This is a genomic window from Huintestinicola butyrica (genome assembly GCF_025567215.1).
GTDB lineage: Bacteria > Bacillota > Clostridia > Oscillospirales > Ruminococcaceae > Huintestinicola > Huintestinicola butyrica.
Genome location: NZ_JAOQKB010000008.1, coordinates 104,422 through 128,693, shown reverse-complemented (window position 1 = coordinate 128,693; position 24,272 = coordinate 104,422). Strand labels below are relative to the sequence as shown.

The 24,272-nt window shown below is 50.6% G+C and carries 26 protein-coding genes; 8 read left to right on the top strand and 18 right to left on the bottom strand.

What is annotated here, in order from left to right; translation table 11 throughout:
• Nucleotides 1-129: 129 nt before the first annotated feature.
• The 5 genes from OCV68_RS09940 to OCV68_RS09920 all read left to right on the top strand — a co-directional run bounded on the left by OCV68_RS09940 (nucleotide 130) and on the right by OCV68_RS09920 (nucleotide 4,253).
• On the top strand, nucleotides 130-687 hold the full coding sequence (locus tag OCV68_RS09940) for a flavin reductase family protein (RefSeq protein WP_262572325.1): 558 nt from the start codon (nucleotides 130-132) through the stop codon (nucleotides 685-687).
• Nucleotides 688-943: 256 nt separating this feature from the next.
• Entirely contained in the window at nucleotides 944-1,282 is a 339-nt protein-coding gene (locus tag OCV68_RS09935) for a GntR family transcriptional regulator (RefSeq protein WP_147622164.1), read from the top strand.
• Nucleotides 1,269-2,120 carry an ATP-binding cassette domain-containing protein gene (locus tag OCV68_RS09930; RefSeq protein WP_262572323.1) on the top strand — a complete coding sequence of 284 codons (852 nt, stop codon included), beginning with the start codon at nucleotides 1,269-1,271 and terminating at the stop codon, nucleotides 2,118-2,120. Before OCV68_RS09935 ends, OCV68_RS09930 begins: the two co-directional genes overlap by 14 nt.
• 14 nt (nucleotides 2,121-2,134) lie before the next feature.
• A complete protein-coding gene (locus tag OCV68_RS09925) occupies nucleotides 2,135-2,923 on the top strand; it encodes a hypothetical protein (RefSeq protein ID WP_262572322.1) in 789 nt (262 codons plus the stop codon).
• A 109-nt stretch (nucleotides 2,924-3,032) separates the two neighbouring features.
• Nucleotides 3,033-4,253, top strand: a complete 1,221-nt coding sequence (locus OCV68_RS09920) for a glycoside hydrolase family 3 N-terminal domain-containing protein (RefSeq protein ID WP_262572320.1) — start codon at nucleotides 3,033-3,035, stop codon at nucleotides 4,251-4,253.
• Between the two features lie 48 nt (nucleotides 4,254-4,301).
• Here the strand turns inward: OCV68_RS09920 and OCV68_RS09915 are convergent, their stop codons facing one another.
• Genes OCV68_RS09915 through OCV68_RS09900 form a run of 4 tightly spaced genes read right to left on the bottom strand, consistent with a single transcriptional unit; the run spans nucleotide 4,302 to nucleotide 6,997 of the window.
• Nucleotides 4,302-5,132 carry an acetate and sugar kinases/Hsc70/actin family protein gene (locus tag OCV68_RS09915; RefSeq protein WP_262572318.1) on the bottom strand — a complete coding sequence of 277 codons (831 nt, stop codon included), beginning with the start codon at nucleotides 5,130-5,132 and terminating at the stop codon, nucleotides 4,302-4,304.
• 10 nt (nucleotides 5,133-5,142) lie between these two features.
• Nucleotides 5,143-5,382, bottom strand: a complete 240-nt coding sequence (locus OCV68_RS09910; protein WP_178086084.1) for a hypothetical protein — start codon at nucleotides 5,380-5,382, stop codon at nucleotides 5,143-5,145.
• Nucleotides 5,375-5,935 carry a phosphatase PAP2 family protein gene (locus tag OCV68_RS09905; RefSeq protein WP_147622133.1) on the bottom strand — a complete coding sequence of 187 codons (561 nt, stop codon included), beginning with the start codon at nucleotides 5,933-5,935 and terminating at the stop codon, nucleotides 5,375-5,377. The genes OCV68_RS09910 and OCV68_RS09905 overlap by 8 nt, the downstream gene beginning before the upstream one ends.
• 9 nt (nucleotides 5,936-5,944) lie before the next feature.
• Nucleotides 5,945-6,997 carry an SGNH/GDSL hydrolase family protein gene (locus tag OCV68_RS09900; RefSeq protein ID WP_262572315.1) on the bottom strand — a complete coding sequence of 351 codons (1,053 nt, stop codon included), beginning with the start codon at nucleotides 6,995-6,997 and terminating at the stop codon, nucleotides 5,945-5,947.
• A 215-nt stretch (nucleotides 6,998-7,212) separates the two neighbouring features.
• Between OCV68_RS09900 and OCV68_RS09895 the strand changes: the two genes are divergently transcribed.
• Nucleotides 7,213-8,850, top strand: a complete 1,638-nt coding sequence (locus OCV68_RS09895) for a glycoside hydrolase family 9 protein (RefSeq protein ID WP_262572313.1) — start codon at nucleotides 7,213-7,215, stop codon at nucleotides 8,848-8,850.
• A 512-nt stretch (nucleotides 8,851-9,362) separates the two neighbouring features.
• On the opposite strand, the gene rnr is transcribed toward OCV68_RS09895, so the two are convergent.
• The 5 genes from rnr to OCV68_RS09870 all read right to left on the bottom strand — a co-directional run bounded on the left by rnr (nucleotide 9,363) and on the right by OCV68_RS09870 (nucleotide 14,905).
• Complete coding sequence (gene rnr / locus OCV68_RS09890; protein ID WP_262572311.1) at nucleotides 9,363-11,483, bottom strand: ribonuclease R; 2,121 nt, start codon at nucleotides 11,481-11,483, stop codon at nucleotides 9,363-9,365.
• Between the two features lie 2 nt (nucleotides 11,484-11,485).
• The gene (locus OCV68_RS09885; RefSeq protein ID WP_262572309.1) at nucleotides 11,486-12,178 is read right to left on the bottom strand and encodes an alpha/beta fold hydrolase; all 693 of its coding nucleotides are present in this window, start codon (nucleotides 12,176-12,178) and stop codon (nucleotides 11,486-11,488) included.
• Nucleotides 12,179-12,238: 60 nt separating this feature from the next.
• A complete protein-coding gene (gene secG / locus OCV68_RS09880) occupies nucleotides 12,239-12,499 on the bottom strand; it encodes a preprotein translocase subunit SecG (protein WP_022475861.1) in 261 nt (86 codons plus the stop codon).
• 145 nt (nucleotides 12,500-12,644) lie between these two features.
• The gene (locus OCV68_RS09875) at nucleotides 12,645-13,559 is read right to left on the bottom strand and encodes a S1 RNA-binding domain-containing protein (RefSeq protein WP_262572308.1); all 915 of its coding nucleotides are present in this window, start codon (nucleotides 13,557-13,559) and stop codon (nucleotides 12,645-12,647) included.
• Nucleotides 13,560-13,660: 101 nt separating this feature from the next.
• On the bottom strand, nucleotides 13,661-14,905 hold the full coding sequence (locus OCV68_RS09870; RefSeq protein ID WP_262572306.1) for an alanine/glycine:cation symporter family protein: 1,245 nt from the start codon (nucleotides 14,903-14,905) through the stop codon (nucleotides 13,661-13,663).
• Between the two features lie 418 nt (nucleotides 14,906-15,323).
• Here OCV68_RS09870 and OCV68_RS09865 point away from each other — a divergent pair, with 418 nt between their 5' ends.
• Nucleotides 15,324-16,349, top strand: coding sequence for a glycoside hydrolase family 130 protein (locus OCV68_RS09865; RefSeq protein ID WP_022473971.1), 1,026 nt, complete (start codon nucleotides 15,324-15,326; stop codon nucleotides 16,347-16,349).
• Nucleotides 16,350-16,505: 156 nt separating this feature from the next.
• Here OCV68_RS09865 and OCV68_RS09860 read toward each other — a convergent pair whose 3' ends face one another.
• The 9 genes from OCV68_RS09860 to OCV68_RS09820 all read right to left on the bottom strand — a co-directional run bounded on the left by OCV68_RS09860 (nucleotide 16,506) and on the right by OCV68_RS09820 (nucleotide 23,723).
• A complete protein-coding gene (locus tag OCV68_RS09860; RefSeq protein WP_000945966.1) occupies nucleotides 16,506-18,125 on the bottom strand; it encodes a recombinase family protein in 1,620 nt (539 codons plus the stop codon).
• 111 nt (nucleotides 18,126-18,236) lie between these two features.
• A complete protein-coding gene (locus tag OCV68_RS09855; RefSeq protein ID WP_000427739.1) occupies nucleotides 18,237-18,425 on the bottom strand; it encodes a transposon-encoded TnpW family protein in 189 nt (62 codons plus the stop codon).
• 14 nt (nucleotides 18,426-18,439) lie between these two features.
• On the bottom strand, nucleotides 18,440-19,279 hold the full coding sequence (locus OCV68_RS09850; protein ID WP_000200031.1) for an ATP-binding protein: 840 nt from the start codon (nucleotides 19,277-19,279) through the stop codon (nucleotides 18,440-18,442).
• Entirely contained in the window at nucleotides 19,276-20,070 is a 795-nt protein-coding gene (locus OCV68_RS09845; RefSeq protein ID WP_001205019.1) for a replication initiator protein A, read from the bottom strand. The genes OCV68_RS09850 and OCV68_RS09845 overlap by 4 nt, the downstream gene beginning before the upstream one ends.
• A 72-nt stretch (nucleotides 20,071-20,142) precedes the next feature.
• The gene (locus OCV68_RS09840; RefSeq protein ID WP_000998386.1) at nucleotides 20,143-20,529 is read right to left on the bottom strand and encodes a cysteine-rich VLP domain-containing protein; all 387 of its coding nucleotides are present in this window, start codon (nucleotides 20,527-20,529) and stop codon (nucleotides 20,143-20,145) included.
• Nucleotides 20,519-22,186, bottom strand: a complete 1,668-nt coding sequence (locus tag OCV68_RS09835; protein ID WP_009249723.1) for a relaxase/mobilization nuclease domain-containing protein — start codon at nucleotides 22,184-22,186, stop codon at nucleotides 20,519-20,521. Before OCV68_RS09835 ends, OCV68_RS09840 begins: the two co-directional genes overlap by 11 nt.
• The gene (locus OCV68_RS09830; protein WP_001126628.1) at nucleotides 22,158-22,556 is read right to left on the bottom strand and encodes a plasmid mobilization protein; all 399 of its coding nucleotides are present in this window, start codon (nucleotides 22,554-22,556) and stop codon (nucleotides 22,158-22,160) included. The genes OCV68_RS09835 and OCV68_RS09830 overlap by 29 nt, the downstream gene beginning before the upstream one ends.
• A gap of 646 nt (nucleotides 22,557-23,202) precedes the next feature.
• Complete coding sequence (locus tag OCV68_RS09825) at nucleotides 23,203-23,394, bottom strand: hypothetical protein (protein ID WP_000841357.1); 192 nt, start codon at nucleotides 23,392-23,394, stop codon at nucleotides 23,203-23,205.
• 131 nt (nucleotides 23,395-23,525) lie between these two features.
• Complete coding sequence (locus tag OCV68_RS09820; RefSeq protein ID WP_001909500.1) at nucleotides 23,526-23,723, bottom strand: helix-turn-helix domain-containing protein; 198 nt, start codon at nucleotides 23,721-23,723, stop codon at nucleotides 23,526-23,528.
• A gap of 49 nt (nucleotides 23,724-23,772) precedes the next feature.
• Between OCV68_RS09820 and OCV68_RS14795 the strand changes: the two genes are divergently transcribed.
• On the top strand, nucleotides 23,773-24,267 hold the full coding sequence (locus tag OCV68_RS14795) for a hypothetical protein (RefSeq protein WP_001135090.1): 495 nt from the start codon (nucleotides 23,773-23,775) through the stop codon (nucleotides 24,265-24,267).
• The last annotated feature ends 5 nt before the right edge of the window (nucleotides 24,268-24,272 follow it).

Genomic DNA, 24,272 nt, shown 5'->3' with positions numbered 1-24,272 from the left:
CTGTTTATGGTTGTGTGGTTACTCCCATTATAACACGAGTTGCTTTATGTGTCATTATTTTTTCCATGTGTTGCACTTATATTGTAAATCTATCATGATGATAATTCTCATATTAAGGAGGATTTTACTATGAGAAAAGATTTTGGTGCAAAGGCTATGCTTTATCCCATGCCCGTGCTTATTATCGGCACATATGACGAGAACGGCGTACCCGATGCAATGAATGCCGCTTGGGGCGGTATCAGCGACAGTACACAGATATCTATCTGCGTCAGCGCAGGCCATAAGACCACAAAGAATATCCTTGCAAGGGGCGCATTCACCGTAAGCCCTGCTGATGCGGCAAATGTTGTGGCTGCGGATTTTGTAGGTATAGTTTCCGCAAACAATGATCCCGACAAGATGAAAAAGTCAGGCTGGACTGCCGTAAAGAGCGAAAAGGTAGATGCTCCCGTTTTTGAGCAGCTGCCAATGACTCTCGAGTGCAAGCTTGTAAGCTACGACGAGGAAAGCTGCCGCCTGGTGGGCGAGATAGTAAACGTCAGCGCAGATGAGAACATTCTCACTGGCGGAAAGATCGATCTTTCCAAGTTCAGACCCATTACCTTTGACCCTGCAAATAATGACTATATTGCTCTGGGCGAAAAGGTGGGCAATGCGTTCAGCGACGGAGCAAAGCTCAAGTAATTTCGCAACATAAAAGCTCACCGCATTTTGGATAAGCTTCAAAATGCGGTGATTTTTTTATGTCTTGGTATGCAAGTTATACAATATATGGTGGGCACATCTGTCTTTTACTGTCATATCCTACAAATATATATTTGCCTTATTGACATATCATATTGCAAGTGATATAGTTAGTTACACAAGTAATTAACCGACACACTAACGGAGGTGAAGCGTATTGATAAGCTTTGACGGCGAAAAGCCCATTTATATCCAGATGGCGGAATGGGTGGAGGAAAATATTCTGACAGGCGTTTTCCCCGAGGAAACGCAGATCCCATCTACTACGGAAATATCCGCCATGTACAAAATAAACCCTGCCACCGCCCTTAAAGGGGTGAACATTCTGGTGGAAAAGGGCATCATCTACAAGAAAAGGGGACTTGGTATGTTCGTCAGCACAGGTGCGGAAAGCAAGATCCGCAGTGAACGAAAGCAGGAATTTTTCGACAAATACATCAGGGCGCTGGTCAGCGAGGCTGAAAAGCTGAAAATTTCCAGAGACGAGATAATCACCATGATAGAGAAAGGCTGTGACAATAATGAGCACCATTGAGATAAAAAACGTTTCAAAATCCTACGGAAAGAACAAGGCTCTTGACGATGTGAGCCTTACCCTTAAAGAAAACTGCATTTACGGTCTGCTGGGCAGGAACGGTGCAGGAAAATCCACGCTGCTGAACATTGTAAGCAACCGTATTTTTGCGGATTCGGGGGAGGTAACAGTTGACGGCGAGCCTCAGGCGGATAACGACAGCGCTGTGGGCAAGATACATATGATGAGCGAGCAGCTTTTGTATAATCCTGCCATTAAAGTAAAAGAGATGTTTAAGACCGCTTCATTTTTCTATCCCGATTATGATATGGACTATGCTATGAAGCTCTGCAACGAATATGGGCTTGACATAAAAAAGAGGCTCGGCAGGCTTTCCACAGGCTACCGCACCATTGCAAAGATAGTTAATGCCCTTGCCTGCAATGCGCCTGTAGTGTTCTTTGACGAGCCTGTGCTGGGACTGGACGCAAATCACCGTGATATGTTCTACAGGCAGGTGGTGAACCACTATAACGATCACCCTGCCACATATGTTATCTCCACTCATCTTATTGAGGAGGCTGCGGGGATAATCGAAAGGGCAGTGGTCATCAAGGACGGAAAGCTGCTGCTTGATGAGGATACGGACAATGTTCGTTCCATGGGCTACAGCGTATCGGGCAAGGCCTCCGATGTGGAAAGCTTCATTGCAGGAAAAGACGTTATGAGCGTTGACTCGATCGGCGGGCTAAAGACCGCATACGTAAAGGGAAACAGGGCAAAGGACAATGTTCCGCCTGAGCTTGAAGCAGAGCCGCTGAGCTTGCAGGCACTGTTTATCCAACTGACGAATTCTTGATAGGGGGAGATAATATGACAATAAGAAGCTTAACAGGCTGCGTAAAATATCAGCTTATGAGAATGAAAGGGACACTTGCATTCCTCCCTACTATGAGCATTGGCGGAATGTTTTTTGGGGCAACTCTGACATCTCTTATTGAGCGTACACCATTTACCTTTAAGGGCGCAGAGATGACAGCCCTTGACGCTTTTTCAATGATAATGATGTTTGTGTTTATGTGCTGCTATTCACAGGATTTTGTCAATACAGCCGCAGCAAACGGCGCATCACGAAAGACTGCTATCCTTTCACAGCTCATATCCGTTGCCATAATTTCACTGCTTGTTACCGCAGAATGTGCCGTGCTTTCACCGCTGACGGCTGCTATGGGCGGCGGACAGCCGTTCTGGGGTGCTGAGGTTTACGGCGGAGTGTCAGCGCTTTTGGAGAGCGGTATGAACATAGTTCTTGTTTATCTCAGATTATATCTGCTTTGCTTTATGTTCTGCCTTGCATCGGGTGCGGCGGGCATTATGTTCACTTCCATAGTTTATCGCCTGCCCGGCTGGATAGCTGCAGTTGTGATATGCCTTATTGCGTTCGGCCCCAACCTCGGCGTGCTGGCTGTTTTCGGCATAGAAAAGGTTCAGTGGCTGTACACAGGTCTGTTTAAGCTTGCGGGACTTTTTGCCAACGGCCCTACTGGCAATGCTGCACAGGGCGTGGCTTTCTTTGCGGTACTGACCGCTGTTGAAATAATAATATCCTTCCTGCTGGTGATGAGAGCGTCTGCCAAGCCTTTGCCTGTTAAGGGAGAATAAACCGCTTATTGACAGAAAACGGTCATATGTGTATAATTATATCAGACATAGTTATATATTGGATATTGTCAAATATCAGATATATTATCTGCCGAAAGGATTGATATGATTGAAGCTGTCAAAGCTTTTTGCCGTTCTCTGCGCTGCCGCACTTACAGGGTGCTCTTCCGTCAGCGAATCGGTGAACAATATAATTGAAAATGACGCAAACATCGGCAAGAACGCCCCTGCCGTGGGCATAACCCTTACCGAGATAACCGAGGCTGAGGTGACTGAGACGGAGACCTCCGTTTCTCAGAAGTCCAAGTCGGAGAAATATGCCGAAAGGGCAGATGAGCTGCTTTCGGAAATGTCCGCCGATGAAAAGATAGGTCAGCTGCTGCTGGCAAGAATGCCTGCCAATGCGGCGCAGGTCATATCGGAATACAATTTCGGCGGATATACCATGTACGCCGATGATTTCAAGAATGCAAGCCCCGAATCTGTGACCGCCCTTACGGCGGAAATAAGCTCGTCCGTGACTATTGCCCCGTTTATTGCAGTTGACGAGGAGGGCGGCACGGTGGTGAGAGTGAGCAAATACGCCGCTTTCCGTGATGAGCCGTTTTCTTCCCCGCAGGTGCTTTACGGCCGAGGGGGGGCGGAGCTGCTGGAGATAGATGCCAAGGAAAAGGCAGAGCTGCTCACATCGCTGGGCATAAACCTGAACCTTGCACCCGTGGCGGATATTTCCGAGGACGAAAACTCATACATCTATCCCCGAACCATGGGTCAGGATCCCGAGCATACTGCCGAGGCTGTGGCTGCCATTGTCAGTGCATCTGCCGACAGAAAGCTGGCTTCCTGCCTGAAGCATTTCCTCGGCTACGGCGAGAACACCGACACTCACAAGGGCATGGCTCATGACAGCAGGGAGCTTTACGAGTTCTATAACCGTGATTTTGTGCCGTTCTCCGCAGGCATCAACGCCGTGCAGGACAAAACCCCCGCAGTTATGGTGGGTCACACGATATATGACAATATTGACCCCGACTATCCCGCTTCCCTTTCGCCTGCAATACATGAGGTGCTGAGAGACAAGCTGGAGTTCGACGGCGTTGCTATCACCGACGACATGGGAATGGACGCAATAAAAGAATACGCAGGCGACGGCTCGGTCTATGTAAAAGCAATACTTGCGGATAATGACATGATATGCGTGACAGATTATGAGACGGCATATAATGACCTTAAAGCCGCATACGAAAGCGGCGAGCTTAGCGATGATATCATTGAAAGCCATGTGAGACGCATTTTGATGATGAAGCTGGGATATGGGATAATAAAATAACAGAAGAAAGGGCTGCTGCAATCATCTGCAACAGCCCTGCTTTTATATTTACTTACAGCACCTGAGCACCGCTCCCAGCGCTCCCGCATATGTGCCGCCTGCGGGCACATCAAAGGTCATTCCGTGAAGATTTCCCACGGCACGGAGCATCTCCCTGCCCTCGGGTATTTCGGTCATTGCGCCTACAAACACAACGTGTTCGTAGTCTGTGTTCTTGCAGGCAAGTGCTGCCATGACCCCTGCGGTCTGGAATACCATGTTTGCCAGACCTGCGGCAATGTCGTTTTTATCGGTGGACATCACCTTTTTGCCGAAGTTTGCGGCTGTGACATCGGGGGAAAGTCCGCCGACATCGCCTTTGCATATGTCGCCTATGGTGAGATCGACCCTTGCGGCGCTGCCTGCGGAGATCATCTTGTTTATCTCGCTGCTGCGGCGTACTCCCGTGATAAGCTCGGAAAGCCCCGAAAGAGCGCCTCCGCCTACTCCGCTGCCGCCCAGATGGATATATGTATCGCCGTCTGCTCTGACAAAGGCGGTGCCTGTGCCCATGCTTACCACCAGCGCCTTGTTATGCCCGCTGAGGTACTGTCCGCCTCTTCCGAAGCACTCAAACTCGCTGAAGCGTATGACGGGTGCGCCAAGGAAATTGTCTGCCACGTCAGATGCGCCAACGCCTGTAAGCGCCGCTCCAACAATATCCTTTTCGGAAAGTCCCAGCTCGCTTATAAGCTTTCTTGCTTCATTTTCAAGCCTTTCGGCAGACTCCCCCGAGGGGTATGATGTTCTGCCAAGAACATCAAGTGTGCCGTTATTTACCGAGGCGGCAATAAGCTTTACAGCCGAGCCGCCCATGTCTATACCAAGATAAAACTGCATGAGAATAGTGTTACTCCATTTCTTCCAGCAGCCTTTCAGCTGCTTCCTTGATGATGCGCTTTCCTGCCTTTGCGCCGCCGTTGCCGTCGTGTTCCATTTCAATTTCCATGAGAACGTCCTCCAGCAGGCAGGCAAGGTCGTCATCGGTGCGGGTGTCGTCAGCCACAGCTCTCAGAGTGTCATAAAATGATTCGGGAGATATTTTCCCCTGAACTGCCTTTTCGCATATGCCCTTAACTTTCTCAACCATTTTGATTCTCCTTATCGGCGGCAGTTTTGATTATCCTGCCGTCACATATTTTATATATAACAAGTCCGAAAATTATGCCCATCAGCGTGCCTGCCAGCACATCGGTGGGGAAATGCACGTAAAAATACAGCCTTGAAAATGCTATCAGTACAGCTGCGGGAATTGCTGCTGCGGCAAGCTTGCGGCTGTATTTTGCCATTATCACTGCCGATATGAATGACGAATATGAATGGCCCGAGGGGAATGAATATCCAGACGGCGGCGATATGGCAAGGATTATATCGGGGTTTACTATGAAAGGTCTGTCCCTTGCTATCAATAGCTTTAAAAACAGATTGCCCGTAAGCAGGCAGAAGGCAAGACCTATTGCCATAACGCAGCCCAGTCGGCGGTATTTTTTTGAGATGAGCAGCCCTACGGTAAGGGCTATCCACACTATGCCGCCGTTGCCGAGGGTGGTGAAAATGCCGAGAAAAATATCAAGAAATCGGCAGTTGAGATGTTCCCTTATAAAATCGAGAACGGAAAAATCTATTGACTGGATAAGCTCCATTTCGTCTCCTTAAAGTATAGTCTTTATAAATGCTGAAAGCTCCTGAGCCATTTCGGTGTGCTCGGGATATCTGGGGTGGCCGGGGGTGGCTGCGCCGTTTCGCCTGAACATGAAATGATGTGCGTCAAGACCATCTGCTTTAAGCTCGCTTACGACTTCATCTATTGCCTTGTCCCACTCGGGGTCGTGCATGAGCAGAGTGGTGAGGAAGATGTACTTTGTTTTTGCAGGGTAATGGGAATGAACAGCCTTTACTATCTTCTTGTAGCCCTCTTTCCACTTTGTGCGGGTGGCGTTATCGTAGATGTCGATATCATCGACATCGGTCAGACCGTTGTGCTTGTCGTTCTGACCAAGGGCAAATACTACTGCGTCGGGGGTGTAGCGTGAGAAATCCCATTCGGTTATCTCGCCGCCCTCGGGGAAGTAGCACATCTTGTCATATACCGACTCCATGCCTATCATCTTGGGAGCGTGGAAATAGCCTGTGTCATCAAACACTGCAATGCCGCCCTGGGAAACGTTCTGGATATCCGCACCCAACATACGGGCCGTCTGCCATGTGTAGCTGAGGTAGGAGTTATCGTATGAGCTGTCGTGGGAAGCAGGGTCGCATCTGCCCACAAAATCCACCGCCTCGGAAACTTCTCCTGCGGAAACGCTGTCGCCGTAAAATTCCAGCCTGAGGGCGGGCTTTTCGGGAGCGGAGAGAAATTCGCCGCTGCATGAAAGGCTCTTTACCGCAAAGCTGTGGTTTGCTGCATGACGCTTGTAGATGAGCAGGGTGTGCTCCTTATTTTCTTCAAGGCTGTTTGCTATCTGATAGGTGATATCCTTGCCGTTGTTTGCGGGGGAAAGGGGGATCTTGCCCATTCTGCCGTCGATAATGTATCCTATGCAGAGGGTTCCCCACACGCTGCTGTTATTTATCACCGCAGATATTTCAGTGCCCGTAAAGCGCACCTGCAAATATGAGGAAGCAAAGTAAAAATATGCTCCGTCATCTTTTATATCGACTCTTCCGCCGTAATTTATACAGCTGTCATTAAATTTTATCTCCATATAACCACTCCTGTAAAACTCTGAATTAACACCTGTCGGCAAGCTTGTGCATATCTCCGTTTATTATAACACGATGTGCCGATTTCCGCAAGTCCGTTCAAGCAAAATTAAAAAAATACAACAAATAATATTCCATATTTGTCATAGGTAACGATATAAATTTTCTTGGATTGTAGGGTATAATTATAGTAAATTAAAGTGCGGAGGTGACGGCTGTGAAAAAGAAAATACATATCAATCGACTGGGGTATATGACAGGTATGCCCAAATCGGCTGTGTGCAGCGTTACCGCAGGCATCTTTTACCTTGTAGATGCTGTCAGGGGCGTAAGCGTTTATGCAGGCCGCCTTTCCCACCCTTTTTATGACAGGGAGTCGGGGGATACCGTCCGTCTGGCGGATTTTTCCGATTATAACGTTAAGGGAAGATATTTTATCAGGGCAGGCTACAGGCGTTCGGACGAGTTTGAGATATCCGAAAACCCATACAAGAATATCCGCAGCACCATTCTTCACGGAATATATCTGAACCGCTGCGGCTTCAATTTTGAAAACGACAGCTTTTCCGAGCGTAAAGACGAAGACTTCATGCGCAGGGAATGCCATATGGATCCCATTGCTTTCAGGAGTGATTCCGATGCAACAAGGAATGTTTCGGGCGGCTGGCACAGCGCAGGCTGCTACTGCCGAAATACCGTATCTGCCTGCCTTACTGCGGCGGATATGCTCTATGCCCTGAAGCTTTTCAGAGGAAGCTTCCCCAAGCCTGAAAGAGTTCTTATCGAGGACGAATGCAGGTGGGGTCTTGACTGGCTCATGAAAATGCAGGACAGCGACGGCGGCGTGTATTCGGGCATTGACGCACGCCATTCAGACACATTTGTTGCCCCCGATGAGGATAACGACGAATATTTTATCGAGGATAAGACCTGCCGTGCGGCTCTCAGATTTACGGCAGTGACCGCACTTGCGGCGGACTGCTTCAGGGGCGTTGACATGAGCTATGCGAAAAAGCTCAGGAACGCAGCGGAAAAAAGCTGGCTGTGGATAGTCCAGTCAGATGAATATAACTATTACACGGGAAAAGACGGCAGCTGTTCCGAAAGCGGAGAGGGCGCATTCCGCCTTGAAAGTGACTTTATGTGGGCAATGTGCGAGATGTATTCCCTTACGGGGGACGACAGCTTTGCCGATATGATCTCCCGCAAATATGTGACCTCTGTTTTCACAGGCTTCGGCGGAACACAGTGCGGCGGCTTTGCGGCGCTGTCCTATCTGCTGAGCGAGCATAACCGTGACCGTGCAGTGGAAGCTTTCATCAGAAAGCGCCTTACCGACAGGGCGGAGAGAATGCTCATCGCCATAAAGGAAAGCGGCTACAGGACTGCAAGGAGCGCAGGCGGCGGATATTGCTACGGAAGCAACGCCGATGTGCTTTCCGACTGCATGGACTTTATCACCGCATATCTTATCAGCGGCGACCAGAGGTATCTTTCGGGAGCCACCGACCAGTTCTCGTACATTTTCGGACAGAACCCTATGGATATCATGTATATGACAGGAGCAGGCGAGGAATACTGTCGATTCCCGTCACATAAGCTGTCCATATCCTCAAATTCCGATTCACCTCTCCCGGGAATGATAGTCAGCGGAGCAAACGGCGAGCGTGGGGACGAATATTCCAAGTGGCACATTGAAAAGGGAATGCCCCCCGCAAAGTGCTATATCGATAACGAGTACAGCTTTTCAACTAATGAACCTGCGGTGCATTTCTCGGCACCGGTTATATTTGTTTCCGCCTTTTATGATAAGGTCGGAAGAAGCGCCCTTTCGGGGCTTAGGGAGCAGGGCTGATAAAAACATACGGACTTTCGGTTATTTTATCCGGAAGTCCGTTTTTGTTTGAGAGAATGGACAAATGAGAAAGACAGCACTTTTTATAATGAGTGCTGCATATGAAACTGTTTATTTTGTCCGTACCTGCGCCTTACGGCGGAAACTGAAACGCAATTTCTGCGAAATTGCTCTCAGTTTCAAGCCGCCTGCATTTTAATAGCCTTTTGTATATAATGATAGAAAATATTCATTTGCAGGACTTTGAACTCACTGTGCAGGCGGCTTTGAAAATTTTTTAGTCAGTCGGCTAATATTTTAATCATTTTAGCCGCAAGCAAACGGATTTCGCTGTCTGCGGACAGCGACCAGATGGCTCTGCCCTCTGGACACCCGCAAGCCTTTCGGGAAAAAGGCTTGACCTAAACCCTTTACCTTGATCTCATTTGTGCTGATGTTTTTATTTGTGCGCTTATCTCTTTCAGCAAAAAACGGACTTTTGTTTTTTCAAAAGTCCGTCAGTCCGCTTATTTTTATGCAATAACAAAATCAATCTTTCCGCCCGAAACATCTGTCTTGACACATTTTACACGCACATTCTGTCCCACGGAATATACTGCCTTGCCGTCTCTGGTAAGCGAGAAATGTCCGTCATACTCGTATGTGCCGTCGGGAAGCGTTTCTATCTTAACAAGTCCCTCAACGGTATTGGGCAGCTCCACGTACATTCCGTAATCGGTTATTCCGCTGATGTTGCCCTCAAACTCCTCGCCCAGATGCGATGACATATATTCCGCAATGTAGCAGTCCTCGCAGTCACGCTCAACTCTCATTGCCGTCAGCTCACATTCGGAGGACTGGAGTGATGCGTTTGCCGCAAATTTGCCGTATCTCTTTGCAATGACCGCAGGTGGCATTTTGTTGTAGCACAGGTCGGTGAGGATACGGTGTATCGCAAGGTCGGGATATCTTCTGATAGGCGATGTGAAGTGTGCATAGTCTTTCAGCACCAGTCCGAAGTGACCGAGAGGTTCATCGGAATACTTCGCCTTTGCCATTGACCTGAGCACCATGTTGTTTATCACAGGCGAAAGCTCCGTATCCCTGACGGAATCCAGTATCTGTGCCAGATGTGCAGGCTTTACGCTGGAGAAGTTGGGGTGGGGGATATTCAGCCTGTCTATTACTTCAAGCAGCTCGGTTATCTTTTCGGGTGCGGGATTTTCATGCACACGGTAAACAAAGGGGATATTGTTTTCCCTTGCGGTCTTTGCGGCAGCCTCGTTGGCGCTGAGCATAAATTCCTCGATGATAAGCTCCGCTCTGCCACGCTCACGCTTCTGAACGTCTGTGCAGACCTCGTTTTCGTCGATGGTCAGCTTGCATTCGGGAGTGTCGATCTGGGGAGCGCCTCTTTTCAGCTTGTTGGCTGTAAGTATCTCCGCCAGCTGCTGCATGAGGAAGATCGTGTCCGTAAGTCCCGCATACTTTTCCGCAATATCAGCGGGGATCTTTGAAACATCGTCACGGCAGTCCAGTATCTTGTTAACCTCGCTGTAAACGCCTTTTACACGGGAACGGATAACGGTCTTGCTGAACTTGTACTTTGTGAGCTTTCCGTCCTCGTCAAGCTCCATGAGACATGAGAATGCGAGCCTGTCCTCGTTGGGGTTAAGGGAGCATATGCCGTTGGAAAGCTCCTTGGGGAGCATTGGTATTACCTTGTTTGCGTAATATATGGAGGTTCCACGGAGAAAAGCGTCCTTATCCAGCTCTGAATTTGGCTTTACGTAGTGGGAAACGTCCGCAATGTGAACGCCCAGCTTCCAGCCATTCTCGGCCTTTTCAACGGAAACTGCGTCATCTATATCCTTTGTATCCGCACCGTCAATGGTGAAGATTATCTTGTCTCTCAGGTCAAGGCGGCCGTAGATGTCCTTGTCGGTTATCTTCATGCCTGAAATGTGGCGTGCCTCGTCCTGCACGGCAATGGGGAACTCGGTCTCCACATCGTTCATGTACAGCACAGCCAGAGCGCTGCTGTAAGCCTTGTCAGAGCTTCCGAAAACTGCGCTTATCTTGCATCTGTGGTCGGCATGGCGCTCACCTCTCTTGGTGATAGTTGCCAGCACCTTGTCGCCCTCTTTTATATCGGGGTACTTTTCGCTCACAGCGATAAGATCCTTGCAGAAGCTGTCGGGGCGGACATACCACTGACCCTCCGACTTTTCGGCAGTTCCCGTAAATTCGGAGAAGCCCTCCTTTGCAATGGCTGTTACCTCTGCCTCGGGTGAATCACCACGGGGAGGAATAAGTCGGCATACCACCGTATCTCCGGGCATTGCGCCTTTAAGGAATTTGCCGGGGACGAATATTTCCGTGCCGTCCTCGCACTTTATAAAGCCGAATGTTTTGTTGATACGTGCTACCTCGGCGGTGAACATTCCGTTTGCCTTGGTGAGAATGTAGCCCTGCTTTATCTCAACGATATCTCCACGCTCTTTGAGCCATGAAACGGCTTTTTTATAGTCGGGGAGAGTTACTTTTTTGCCTTTTACTTTGCCGTAAAGAGCCTTGTCGGATATAGCTTTCTTTCCGCACTGCTCCATTACATTAAGTATTCTTGCTATGCAAATCTGTGAAATATCTGCCATATTTATGACCTTTCCTTTTCAGTTAAAAATCTATAGACCACACGGTCAAACACCTTGGGCTTTTTTGCCGCTGTAAAGTGATCGCCCCAAATTATCGCCAGCTGCGAATTTGGCAGCGAAGAGGCGATAAGGCGTGTGTGGCTTCCTTTTATCATATCCTTGTTTCCTGCGATGACAAGGGCTTTTGACCGTATCGCCGAAAGCTCTTTCGGGCGGATATGGGGCTCGTTTGCCATAAGCCCCAGCAGCTCCGCCTGTTTTTTTGCCCGCTTGCTTATTTTTGAAAGCGCTTTGTTAAGCGCATATCCTGCTTCGATTGGCAGGCGCACCGACAATTTCATTCCCGAGGGAAATATGTTGCCGCTGTTGAGTATGAGCCTGTCCGTCATCTGCGGATATTTCAGCGCAAAAAGCATGGCGATGTTTGCGCCGTCGGAAAAGCCCAGAATGTGGGCTTTTTTTATCCCCATTTCAAGCATAAAGCACCTGAGATCCTCCGCAAACTGCGTCAGAGTAAACGGGGCATTCCCTCTTGGCGACCTGCCGTGACCCCTGGTGTCAACGGCTATGACCCGAAAATGCTTTGAGAAAAAGCGTATCTGCTCTTTGAAGTATCCACTGTCCTCGCCGTTTCCGTGGAGAAGTATCAGCGGCTCACCGCTGCCATGCTCCGAATAGTAAAGCTTTATATCCATATACCCTTACCTAATAAAAAAGCCCCCGCACGGCATTCGGTGCGGGAGCCAAAGCTTTTATCAGCCCTTAGTCGCTATAACAGCGATTATGTTTGCTGCAATGGTTACAACGAAGAAAACTACAGCAACAATCTTTGTCAGTCTTTCAAGAGCTTTTTCTCTTGTGTTCTGACCGTTCTTTCCGTAAAAGCTGTCATTGTTTGAGCCCTGAATTGCACTTGTCATGCCCTGCTGCTTCTGGGACTGCATAAGTGTGATGACCACAATGAAAATACTGCACAGAATCAGCACGATACCGCTGACAATTTCAATAACTCCCATTATATTTTTTCCTCCGAAATATATGTTTAAACGTTAGTCACAACTGTAACAAGTGTATTATATCATATTTTTTTCGGCTTGGCAAGGGCTTTTTATAAAAAAATCAGACAAATTTTACTATGCGTCTTTATTTATTCTTGAAGTATCAGTCAAAAATCGTCTCGATCACCCTGTCCGAAAGCTCTGAGGTATAGCGCCAGCGCTCGATCCGGCTCACGTTCTCGGGAATGAAATATCTGGGCGGCTCGGGGCGGTCATCGCTGTCAAACACATCTACGATGATGAGCTTCACTTTCATTTTCTCGGGAATCATCGCCTTGATATACACCCCTGCATGCTGACCTGCCCGCACTCCCGCCTTAGGCTCGGCAAGTCCCGCAAGGTTTGGGGCAAGCTCCACGAATATGCCGTAATCCTCCACGGAGCGGATAATGCCCGAAACGGTCTCGCCGCAGGAAAAGCAGGCGGCGTTCTCCTCCCATGTGCCCAGCAGCTCCTTGTGGGTGAGCCATATCCTGCTGCCGTTCACGCCCTTGACCGCCGCACGTATCATCTGCCCTGCGTAAAATCTGTCCGATGGGTGGGATATCCTTGACACGGATATTGCGTCGATCGGTATCAGCGAGGGCAGACCGCAGCCGATATCCACAAATGCGCCGAACTGTTCCAGATGAGTGACCCGAGCGGGAATGATATCGCCGGGAATCAGGCGGCTTATGTATCTGTCTATGCACTCCTGCTGGGCTGCACGGCGGGAGAGAAAAATGCCCCGTTCCGATATTTCCGTGACCTTAAAGCAGACTGGCTTGTTGACTTTGGTTATCAGTGCGATATCCCGTGTGGAGCCATCCTCGATGCCCACAGCGCCCTCATTTCGGGGAATGACCGCTCTTCCGCAGGGCAGCTCGGCGATAAGGTTATGTCCGCTGTCGCAGACCGAGGCTTTGGCTTCAAGTATCTTTCCGCTTATGCGTGCTTCCTCAAGGGCTTCCAGTGAACTGACTGAGGCTTTATTTTCGGGAGTATTTATCAGGCAGCCCTCAGGATAAAATTTCATCATTTTGTTACCATCCTTTCCGATTTGCATTTTGCTATGATTATATGTATGCGGAAGTGTGAGGTTTAAGTACATATGAAATGGCGATAAAAGTTATAATGGTATTATTTGCCGCTGCGCATGGTCAGAACGGTTATCACAGGCAGATTTATTATCATCAGCAGGCAGTTGAAAAGGTCGCTTATGCCGAAAACGCTTTCCGTGGCGATAAATCCCCCTGCGGCGCATGCAAGGCAGAACACCAGCCTGCACCATTTTCCGCAGTGCTTTCCCGTGATGTAGCACAGGCATTTTTCCCCGTAGCAGCTCCACCCCAGCACCGAGGCGAGGGCAAACATACATATGCACAGGCACACGAACCCGCCGCCCCACCTGCCGAAGCCGTATGAGAATGCTGCGGTGATGTCGTTGGTTTTGCAGCATATTATCACCAGTGCGGTAAGGGTACAGCAGACTATCGTGTCAAGAAATACCTCAAAGGCAGCCCATGCTCCCGCAGACTGCGGTTCGCCGAAATCTGCCTCGGAGTGAACGAGGACGGAGCTTCCCATGCCAGCCTCGTTGGAGAATATCCCCCTGCGCAGCCCGACGGAAACGGCTTTTTTCACCGTAATGCCAGCTGCTCCGCCTGCTGCCGCTTTCAGTGAAAATGCTTGGGAGAATATATCCGCAAATGCGCCTGAAACATCACACTTTGATATAATGAGCAGCCCAATGCAGCCGCCCACGTACAGCAGCCCCATAACAGGCACTATCCTTGCGGAAAATTTCATTACCCCTTCCGCCGCACGGTCGGAGGAAAAAAGCACCGCAGCCGTGACTACAGCCGCAGCCAATGAGCATATGTACCGTGGCAGGGGAGTTTGTGCCGAAAGTGCGTCGGACAGCGCCCCCGACTGGCTCATGCTGCCCATAAATATTGCCGCCCCAAGGCAGCATACAGCATAAGCCGACGCCAGCCACTTTGCCCCCATGCCCTTTTCAATGTACAGCATAGGCCCTCTGGCGGACTTGGGATATTTCTCCCCAAACTCAGCGCCTATGCGGTTTTCCGAGTATGCAAGCGCCATTCCCCCAAGGGCGGAGAGCCACATCCAGAACACCGCCCCTGCGCCTCCTGCGGCAATGGCGGCGGCGCAGCCCGTGATATTTCCCGTTCCCAGAGATGCGGCAAGAGCGCTCGTAACAGCTCCCAGCCTGTTCTTGCCGTCCGATGAGAAAAGGTGCTTCGGGAGCTTCAGCTGGATAAATCCGCTTTTTACCGTGTGATATATGCCGCAGCAGAGGATAAGCGCCACGGTGAACCTGCCCCACAGCAGGGAATTTGCGGTTTCGATGAGCGTATTCATAGGCATGACCGACTTTCTGTAAATATGGAAAATCATATGCCGTGAAAAGTAAAAATATGCGTCTTATTTTTAACCTGAAAACAGGTTAAATTAAGTTAAATCAAGGTTAGATAAAAAATATGTGTAAAAATTTGATGCTGAAAATAGTGCGATATCAACAAAAATGTTGGGCAAGTTCGGGAAAATTAACATCATCAGCCTCTTAAAATGCTCTGCACGGCTGAATTTGACCCGTGAAAAGCCGTTCTTAAACGGTTGAAATGGACTTTGTTGTGCAGTTTTAACAAAATTAAATGTGTCTAAATGTAAAATCAAACACTATTGACAATGAAATGAAATTTTGGTATAGTTAAATTACAGTAAAAAACGCAGTAATGCGAAACGAAAATAAATTTAAATATGAAAGGCGGATTTCGTAATGAAAACACAGGTTGTAAACGGCGTATCCATGCCCAATATCCCCTGGATGGAAAAGCCCGAGGGATGCAGAGACGTTGTATGGAGATACAGTGCTAACCCTATCATCAAGAGAGATCAGATCATGGTTAAGAAGGCTAACGGCTACAGAGAGCCTTCCAACTCCATCTTCAACAGCTCCGTTGTACCTTTCGAGAACGGCGACTACAAGTTCGCAGGCGTTTTCAGAGTTGACGACAGAGAGAGAAACATGGAGCTTCACGTTGGCTTCTCCAAGGACGGTATCAATTGGGACATCAACGAGGAGAGAATCCACTTTGAGTGCGATATCCCCGAGGTTGCTCAGTGGCAGTACGGCTACGATCCCAGAGTTTGCAAGCTCGAAGACAAGTACGTTGTAACATGGTGCAACGCTTACGGCTGGAAGCCTACCATCGGTATCGCTTACACCTACGATTTCAAGACCTTCACACAGCTTGAGAACGCATACCTCCCCTTCAACAGAAACGGCGTTATGTTCCCCAGAAAGATCAACGGCAAGTACATGATGATGAGCCGTCCTTCCGACAGCGGACACACTCCTTTCGGCGATATGTTCATCAGCCAGTCTCCCGACCTCACATTCTGGGGCCAGCACAGACACGTAATGGGTCCCTCCAAGGGCTGGGAATCCACTAAGATGGGCGCAGGTCCTATTCCTATAGAGACCGATCGCGGCTGGCTCATTTTCTACCACGGTGTACTTACTTCCTGCAACGGCTATGTATATAGCTTCTCCGCAGCTCTCCTCGATAAGGACGAGCCTTGGAAGGTTCTCAAGAGAGGTGCTTCCTACCTCCTCAGCCCTCAGGAGTACTATGAGCTCGTTGGTGATACCGACGCAGTTACATTCCCCTGCGCTAACCTCGTTGACGCTGACACCGGAAGAATCTGCATCTACTACGGCTGCGCAGATACCTGCACCGCACTTGCATTCACAACCGTTGATGATGTTATGGACTTCCTCGATAACAACAGCCAGGTTTGATCTGAGCGCATAAAATAGCATTATAAAAGGTCTGCTGCAGCATTTAGCTGTGACAGACCTTTTTCGTTTGCTAATGTGCGATAAAGAAGTAATAGAAGTGTAAAAAATTTTGCCGTTCCTATCCGGCACTTAGGGCTGTGTCGGATAGGTCAGGCGTTAGGCTTCCGGCAAGTCTATCTTGCCGACAAAGCTGTAATAAATCTCAATGTCCTGCCTGCGGGTGCCGTTCTCGTCATAGCTGCACTCATGCACGACGATTTTCTCAATCATTTCCCGCAAGAGGGTGGGGGTCAATTCTTCAAAAGCAAGGTGCTTTCTCACAATCCCCATGAATTTCTCGGCGTTGACGGTGGCGGCCTGCGACTTGGAAAGTTCCTCCTGCAAAGCGGCAGCCCGGTCTTTCAGTTCCCGCTGCTCCTGCTCATAGTCCGCCGACAGCTCCATGAAACGCTCGTCGCTGATTTTGCCGCTTACATTGTCCTCATACAGCCGCTTGATAATGCGGTTCACTTCGGCAATGCGTGTCTGGGCCTGTTCAAGCTGCTTCGTGGCTGCGGCGGTCTTTCTCTTGCCGCCGATTTCGTTCTGCTGGATGAGCAGCTTTACAAAGCGGCTCTCATGCCTGGCGGCGTATTCCGTCACTTGCCGGAGATTGGAAAGCACGCCCGCCGTCAAAAGGTCGGTGCGGATAAAGTGTGCCGTACAGTCACGGGTACGCTTCTTGTAGCTGCCGCAGATATAACAGTCCTGCTTGCGGTTCTTGTTCTGATACCGCTGCTGATACAGCACATGGCCGCAGTCGGCGCAGAACAGCATACCAGAGAACAGCCCCACTTCATCATAGCGGTTCGGGCGTTTTCGCTGCTTGCGTAACTCCTGCACACGCTCCCATGTTTCCGTGTCGATAATCGGCTCATGGTGATTTGGGAAGATAGCCTGCTTCTCGATGGGGTTCTCAACGCTGTGCTTGACCTTGTAAGAGGGCTTCTCCGTCTTGAAGTTTACCAGACAGCCAGTGTACTCCCGGTTTTCCAGCAGATGGACGACGGTGTTTGTCGCCCACTTGCACTCATAGCCGGGGTGGTAGCGTCGGGTGCTGCCCGTCCTGCGGTATTCCAGCGTCCCCGGCGTGGGGATTTGCTGCTCCGTCAGCATACGGGCAATCTTGGTCGGGCCATTTCCCGCAAGGCAAAGCTGGTAAATCTGCCGGACAACCGGGGCGGCTTCCTCGTCAACGATATAGTTCTCGTCCTTGTCCATGAGATAGCCATAGACTGGCTTGCTGGTTACAGGCTTGCCGCTCATGCCTTTTGCTTTCTTTACTGCCTTGATTTTCTTGCTCGTATCTCTCACCAGCCATTCGTTAAATAAGTTCCGCAGAGGGGTAAAATCATTGTCCATGCCGCCGTTTGCGCTGTCCACGTTGTCATTGACAGCGATAAAACGCACGCCCTTTTGAGGGAACAGCATTTCCGTGTAAAATCCCACCTGCAAGTAATTACGCCCCAGCCTGCTCATGTCCTTGACTATGACGGTGCCGACTTTCCCGGCTTCAATGTCTGCAAGCATGGCTTGAAATCCGGGCCGCTGGAAGTTCGCACCTGAGTAGCCGTCGTCGGTGTACCAGCGCAGATTGGTAAAGCCGTTCTGCTTGGCGTAGGCTTCCAAAATCCGTTTCTGGTTGGAAATGGAATTGCTCTCGCCTTGCAATTCGTCCTCATGGGACAATCTCGGATAAAGGGCGGTAATGAGGTTTTGGGTGGCTTGTCTTAACATAAAATCCTCCGTTTCCGACAGCCAGCCCCACTATTCCGTGGTTTCATTGTACCACGGAACAGGGGCGGCTGTACAGCGGTAAAAGTGATAAATCTGCTTCTTTACAGCTTGTCAAATCGCCTTTTTTTGTGTAGCAGCGGCTTCCGCTTCCAGTACCCTCGCCATCTTGTCGGCGGCGGTGCTGGTGGTGTCTTTCTTGAAAAAGCCGGACACGACAAGAACGGTATTCCCCATGCGGATTTCCGTCACGCAGTCGGGGCGGCGGGTGGTACGGTGGTCGTGCTGCTTGATATTCTCCATAGGCAATACTCCTTTCATTCAGCCAGCAGTTTCTTCATGGTTTCCATTTTCCGCTTTGCGGTTTCCTGCCGGAAGTTGACGCCAGTAAAGCGTATCGGGACGCACATGGACAGCAGTCGGTCATAAATCCGGGAATGGGCCGTGTCTGTCGGCTTTTTCAACTCGTCCAGCGGGCGGTTGGTGGTGGCGATCAGCGGCTTGTTGCTGCGGTATCGGGTATCAATCACATGGAATACCTGTTCCAGTCCATAGTCGGTGCCACGCTCCATGCCGAAGTCGTCAATGATAAGCAGCGGATAGCGGCAAAGGCGGGAAATATACTCATTCCGGCCTGTAAAGCCGGGAGAGAGGTCGCCCAGGATAACGGCGAAGTTCGTCATATATACGGGGACTTCTTTCTCCATGAGGGCGTTTGCGATACAGCCCGCAAGGTAGCTTTTCCCGTTGCCGACGTTCCCCCAGAACAGGCAGCCGATGTTTTCGGCCTGCATTTCTTCCCAATGCTCCGCATACCGCCGGGCAATCCCGGTCTGCGGGTTTCTGCCGTTGTCGTTCTCGAATGTCCATTGCTGCATGGCTGAGTCGGCAAAAGCCCTCTGTTTCAGATTTTCCACGGCTTCCACATGGCGGCGGTGTTCCTCGGCGGCCTGCCGCTGCTCACGGGCGGCTCTCTGGCAGTCGCACTCTGCCGGGTGGCGGTCACGGCCAAACAGCTCCTTACCCTCCGGGAAGTAGGCTTCTTTCGGCGTATGGCACTTTCCGCAGTAAAGCAGTCCGTCCTCGCCGATATAGTCCTCCATCTCCGGGGCGGCGGTTGTCATGTTCTCCAAAATATCTTTGATTTCACTTGTCATAAGCTTTCTCCCTCCATACAGGTATAGTCGGGGATGCCCTGTTTTACGGCTCCCTTTTTGTCATTGGCCGCCCATCTGTGCAAGGCGGCGGCATAATTCTGGTAGGCTTTCCCGCTGGCGGCAAGGTAATGGCTCATTTCCTCAATCAGCCGTTCCAGCCTGTCCGGGTATTCTGCCTGTAACTCGTCATATTCGTCCTTTGACAGAAAAATATTCTCATATCGGCCATAAGCTGTGGGCGGCTCCCCACTCGCTCTCATTGTTTGGTTCTCTATTAAGTTGTTTATATTAGTTTTGTTAGGGGTCGGTTTTCCGACCATCATAGGGTCGGTTTTCCGACCGTCATAAGGTCGCTTTTCCGACTGTATGAGGGTCGCTTTTCCGGCCATCAGTTGGTCGGAAAACCGTACCACTGGGACAGGCGGCACTTTCACATAAAGCCGATTGGGTGCGGAGAAGCCCCGCCGTTCCCGTTCTAAAAGCCCGGCTGCGTCCAGTTCTTTCAAGGCTCCCTTGATGGCGGTACAACCCTTGTCCAGCATTTCCGCTATCTCCGCAACGGGGTAGACAATGAATATCCTGCCCTCGCCGTCCTGCCAGCCGTTCTTCTGTGACAGGGTGGAGCGGTCTAATAAAAGCGCATACAGCAGCTTGGCGGTCTGTGAAATCTCCATTTTCAGCAGGAAACGGGGGTATGGAAGATAGGCGGGCAGCGTGGTGTCTGCCCTGATATAATCAGCGATAGTATCACCTCCCTCTGTGTTGTGTCGTTTTTGGGCTTTGTCACGCATTAGGACGGCATTTCCGGGGGGAAAGGATAAATGTATCGCATACCCTTTGACACCCACGAAAAAAGCCTTGATTTATGCGGGTTTGAAAGGCTCTAAAGCGTGACATTTCTGCCTTTGTTTCCGCTTTCTCTCGGCGGCTTTGCGTTTCTTCATGCACCCGGCGCAGCCGGGGCAGTATTTCCCCCGGTTGGATTTGGGGACAAAGGCCGCCCCGCAGACCGCGCAGCGTTTCCGGCTCCCCCGGTACAAGAGGGCTGCGGCCAGCTCCCCGTCAAGGGGCAGGACAGCCACACGGAACCAGCGGCACATGAGGGAATAGGAAATGCTCTGGACGCACACGCAAGGCTCCCCGTCGTCTAACAGCAGGCAGTTCCCCTCGTCGTAGTTACAGCACTCATGCACAAGGCGGCGGGCTGCCTGGTGCTGGCGGTAGTCCATGCGGGACGGCTTATCGTTCATGGCTCTGCTCCTTTCTGCGGTGCGGCTCTTCCCGGCGCAAAATCTGGTCGATGTTCCGCTTGACGGTCTGCAACTCCCTGAACCGCTGCTTCTGTTCGTGATAGGTGTTGTACAGGCCGTCTTTCTCGGAGATAAGCTGCTCGATCTCGGCCTGCAACGCTTTTCGGCCGGGCAGCTTGGTAAGCCCCTGTGCCTTGAAATACCGGGCGGCGGCTTCGGCTATGATAAAATCGCTCTCGTTTGCCTGGCGGTATGCGGCGCGGGCTTTCTCGGATTTCTGCGCTTTCAGCCCCTCGCGGATGGGCTTGGTCTTGGCATAGGCAAGTACCTGTTGCCGCAACTCCCTTTTCCCTTGCAGCTTCGTTTCCAGTGCTTTCAGTTCGCCGCTGGTCTGGCGCATTTCCTGATAGGCGGTAGCAACGGCGGCTTCAAGCTGTTCCGGGGAAGAAAAGCCGTACTGTTGGTAGATGGTCAGGGTCTTGGCGGCCTGTTTCAGATTGTGTATCTTCGCCCATCGTTCATAGCCTTTGCCCTTGCCCTCGGCCATCTTCTGCTCAATGTCCACAAGCCGCTGCACACTGTCCTGTCTGGGGTCGATTTTCCCTGTCTTTTCGCCCTGTAAGCGGCCTTTCCCGGCGTGTAGGTATTCGGGTATGGCTGCGGTCTGTTCGGCGGCTCTGGCGGCTTGGTGCTGCGGGGTGTAGCGAACCGTTACGCCCCTCTGGGCGTTCTGCTCCAAAACGGCAAGGACGGCGGTGCGGTCAAAGTCGCCGCCCAGCTTCCGGGCGGTGATAGGCTTCGTCCTGTCTGGCGTGAGGTAGGACAGCCGCCCCCGGCTCTCCTTGACGGTCACACCCTCCCGCAACAGCAGAGAGGAAAACTCGTCAAAGCTGGCAGCGGTGGCAAGGGCTTTCCGTAGGGTCTGCCGCAGCTTCTCCTTGTTCGTTTCAAACTTGGTCTGCCGGGGCGTGATACCGCCTGCAATCATGGGGGCGTTCTGCTTGTCCAGTGCGGCCTGTCCCTTTTTCTGCGCCCAATATTCCCGGTCTGTGACACGGTTCTTGCTGCCGTTCAAGAGGTCGATTTGGTAAAGTCCTTCCCGGTGGCACATCTCCATGACCTCGGACTTGAAGTAGCGTAGGGCTGCGTCGGTGCAGCGGTGCTTGCACCCGGCTTTCGTGTCCGCTGGCCTGTCCATGTAGGGCAGGAACGGCACTTCCTCTATCCGCAGGCTGTTAATGACGATATGCACATGGATGTTGCCGCTGTGGTTATGCCCGTCCGGGTGGGTGCAGACAAGGGCCTGATGGCCGGGGAAATGCTCTTTACAGAATTGCTCCCCCAACGCCTGCGCCCGGTCTACGGTCAGGCCGTTGTCCGGCCCGTCCCGTGGGTCAAAGCTGATGATATAGTGGTGGCTTTTCACATCCTCCCGCCGCTGATTTTTCTCATAGCGGAGATTGGAGCGCATACACGCAACGGCAAAATCCTCGCCGCCGCAGTTCAGCGTGGACAAGCGATAATCCTCACGGGGGATAAGCCTGCCGTTTTCATCAAGGACGGGCTTCATAGTAAATTCGTCATGCTCAAAGAGCAGGTATTGTTCGGCGGCTCCGTAGTCGGCGTTCTTAGAGCCTAAATGCTTGAGTGTTGCCAACGGCGTCACCTACTTTCTTTAGGACTTCATACTTGAGGGCGGCAAGGTCGGCGGCCGCTTCCCGCAATTCCTTTGCCATAGCCGGGTAGGGGCTATGCCACTCGTTGAGGGTGCGGGCAATCTGGTTGAGATTGCCGCCAATCCTGCCGTACTCGGCTGTGAGCTTCCCGACAGCGGAGAGCAGCTCGTCATTGACTGACGACACATGGAGTACGGGGCGTATGGTAGTGCGCCGGATGGCCTGCCGGAGAAATTCGGACTGACTGATACCATAGGGCGCAAGCCGTTCTGTGAAGTCGGCGTATTCTTCATCGGTCAGCCGGGTTTTCACAACATGGCTGCGGTGGGGGGTGTTGTATCGCTTCGGCATGGGCTGTAAACCTCCTTTCACTTATCACAAAAAATGGGCTGGTCTGTTAGCTATTTTCGGGGCATTTCCTGTCTGCCGGACAGAAATATTTTTGCGGCGTAAGCCGCATAGCAGGGTTTGGGGAAGGCACTCCCCAACAAGTTTCCCGCGAGGGGCAAAACCGCAGAATTGCGGATTTTGGCACCGTGGTAGAAACTTGCTCTAAGTAAGCCGTAGATTTCCCCTTGCACTTACTACTCGTATAGCTGCCGCCTGTTTTGGCCGGATTTCTGCAAAAATCTTACGGCGTGGGGCGATTTTTACCCGCAGTTCTTTCTTTCCGCTAAAGATACATTTCAAAGGCCGCCAGCTACCCGCTTGCCGGGAATTTTCTCAAATTTTCCTTTGCCTTAGAAATACAGAAAATGCAGATTTGGCTACCGCCGCAGAAAATTTTTTGTTTCCGGCTTCACCTACCTACTACGGATGACTTTGCGATTTTGCCAAACGGATAAAGAAAAAAGCAGCAAATCTTTTTCAGACTTACTGCTTTCGCTGGCCGCCGATGGGCGGTGGATATTCAGTTTTGAAAGTTCAGGTCAGGTTGGCCCGATGATGGATAGCACAATAAATTCCTGTTTTCCCTTTAAGGCATTGTGCATTTTTTCTATTTCTCTTGATGATTATTTTTTTCATAATCAATCAATGTACCTATAACAATTCCAATCAACATTCCGATACCTGCACAAATAGAAATAGCAAAAAGATTTTGCAAAAACGCCCATGCCAACACACCTATGCAACCACCGACAATAAATCCTGTTAATAAGCCAATAGTTAAGTATTTATTACTTTTCATATTGCTATATCTCCCCTAAAAGTATATTTGTCGTTGGTTCTATTATACTATGACCTGCTTCCTTTAGGAATAGATGAATTGTAAACTGGCTGGAGTGAAACCGCTAATGACAGCCAGTGTTTGTTCTTTGTTTATCGGTCAAAGCGAAATTTGAACAGGGCGGCAATGAGCTGTTGCTTTATATGTTCCTCAACTTCGGCGTTGACTTTCCCGTGTACTTTGGAACAGTAGCGGATATATCCGGCATAGTGGGAAAGAATGGTGTCGATTGCGTCCGGGTCGCCCTCATGGGCTTTGACGATTGTTTCATAGGGGAGAAGTTTACTCATAGTCATTTCCCTCCATGAGCCGCCTTAACCGCTGCAAGGCAAGCCGGATATGCCGCCCCGCTGTGCTGCGTGTCCGGCCAATATGTACGCCGATCACTCGCTGCGGCTGGCGCAGGAAATAGTAACGAAAAATTTCTTCCTGCGTCTGCTCCGGCAAAAGGGCAAGGGCGGCGGCAAGCTCCGCATGATACAGAACGGCGGTCTGGCCGCAGGCGGTAAAAAGATATTCTTCAAGCTACTCCGGCTCGGCAAGCTGGACAAACTTTTCACTCATCAGATAATCAAGGGAAACTTCCCGTTCCCACCTCCGGCGCAGCTTCAAGATTTTATCTATGGCTGCGTGACGAATGACTACCTTGCAAAAGGCATTGAATGTGTACTGGATATGCACCTTGTAGGCTTCATCTTCGGTCATGGAAATTCCCCCTCTCTGAATAATAGTGCGGGGCGGCAGTACTCCTTGCTGTCGCCCCTTGATTGCCTACCAGCAAAGACGGGCGGGGCTGTCAACGACGGCGCGAAGCGGCGTTCATTTTATCGTTGACTGGC

Bases quoted from the DNA above. Each gene is read 5' to 3' on its own strand.
- OCV68_RS09940 (WP_262572325.1), top strand. From the start codon at position 130: ATGAGAAAAGATTTTGGTGCAAAGGCTATGCTTTATCCCATGCCCGTG.
- OCV68_RS09935 (WP_147622164.1), top strand. From the start codon at position 944: ATGGCGGAATGGGTGGAGGAAAATATTCTGACAGGCGTTTTCCCCGAG.
- OCV68_RS09930 (WP_262572323.1), top strand. From the start codon at position 1,269: ATGAGCACCATTGAGATAAAAAACGTTTCAAAATCCTACGGAAAGAAC.
- OCV68_RS09925 (WP_262572322.1), top strand. From the start codon at position 2,135: ATGACAATAAGAAGCTTAACAGGCTGCGTAAAATATCAGCTTATGAGA.
- OCV68_RS09915 (WP_262572318.1), bottom strand. From the start codon at position 5,132: ATGCAGTTTTATCTTGGTATAGACATGGGCGGCTCGGCTGTAAAGCTT.
- OCV68_RS09910 (WP_178086084.1), bottom strand. From the start codon at position 5,382: ATGGTTGAGAAAGTTAAGGGCATATGCGAAAAGGCAGTTCAGGGGAAA.
- OCV68_RS09905 (WP_147622133.1), bottom strand. From the start codon at position 5,935: ATGGAGCTTATCCAGTCAATAGATTTTTCCGTTCTCGATTTTATAAGG.
- OCV68_RS09900 (WP_262572315.1), bottom strand. From the start codon at position 6,997: ATGGAGATAAAATTTAATGACAGCTGTATAAATTACGGCGGAAGAGTC.
- rnr (WP_262572311.1), bottom strand. From the start codon at position 11,483: ATGGCAGATATTTCACAGATTTGCATAGCAAGAATACTTAATGTAATG.
- OCV68_RS09885 (WP_262572309.1), bottom strand. From the start codon at position 12,178: ATGGATATAAAGCTTTACTATTCGGAGCATGGCAGCGGTGAGCCGCTG.
- secG (WP_022475861.1), bottom strand. From the start codon at position 12,499: ATGGGAGTTATTGAAATTGTCAGCGGTATCGTGCTGATTCTGTGCAGT.
- OCV68_RS09875 (WP_262572308.1), bottom strand. From the start codon at position 13,559: ATGATGAAATTTTATCCTGAGGGCTGCCTGATAAATACTCCCGAAAAT.
- OCV68_RS09870 (WP_262572306.1), bottom strand. From the start codon at position 14,905: ATGAATACGCTCATCGAAACCGCAAATTCCCTGCTGTGGGGCAGGTTC.
- OCV68_RS09865 (WP_022473971.1), top strand. From the start codon at position 15,324: ATGAAAACACAGGTTGTAAACGGCGTATCCATGCCCAATATCCCCTGG.
- OCV68_RS09860 (WP_000945966.1), bottom strand. From the start codon at position 18,125: ATGTTAAGACAAGCCACCCAAAACCTCATTACCGCCCTTTATCCGAGA.
- OCV68_RS09855 (WP_000427739.1), bottom strand. From the start codon at position 18,425: ATGGAGAATATCAAGCAGCACGACCACCGTACCACCCGCCGCCCCGAC.
- OCV68_RS09850 (WP_000200031.1), bottom strand. From the start codon at position 19,279: ATGACAAGTGAAATCAAAGATATTTTGGAGAACATGACAACCGCCGCC.
- OCV68_RS09845 (WP_001205019.1), bottom strand. From the start codon at position 20,070: ATGCGTGACAAAGCCCAAAAACGACACAACACAGAGGGAGGTGATACT.
- OCV68_RS09840 (WP_000998386.1), bottom strand. From the start codon at position 20,529: ATGAACGATAAGCCGTCCCGCATGGACTACCGCCAGCACCAGGCAGCC.
- OCV68_RS09830 (WP_001126628.1), bottom strand. From the start codon at position 22,556: ATGCCGAAGCGATACAACACCCCCCACCGCAGCCATGTTGTGAAAACC.
- OCV68_RS09825 (WP_000841357.1), bottom strand. From the start codon at position 23,394: ATGAAAAGTAATAAATACTTAACTATTGGCTTATTAACAGGATTTATT.
- OCV68_RS09820 (WP_001909500.1), bottom strand. From the start codon at position 23,723: ATGAGTAAACTTCTCCCCTATGAAACAATCGTCAAAGCCCATGAGGGC.
- OCV68_RS14795 (WP_001135090.1), top strand. From the start codon at position 23,773: ATGCCGCCCCGCTGTGCTGCGTGTCCGGCCAATATGTACGCCGATCAC.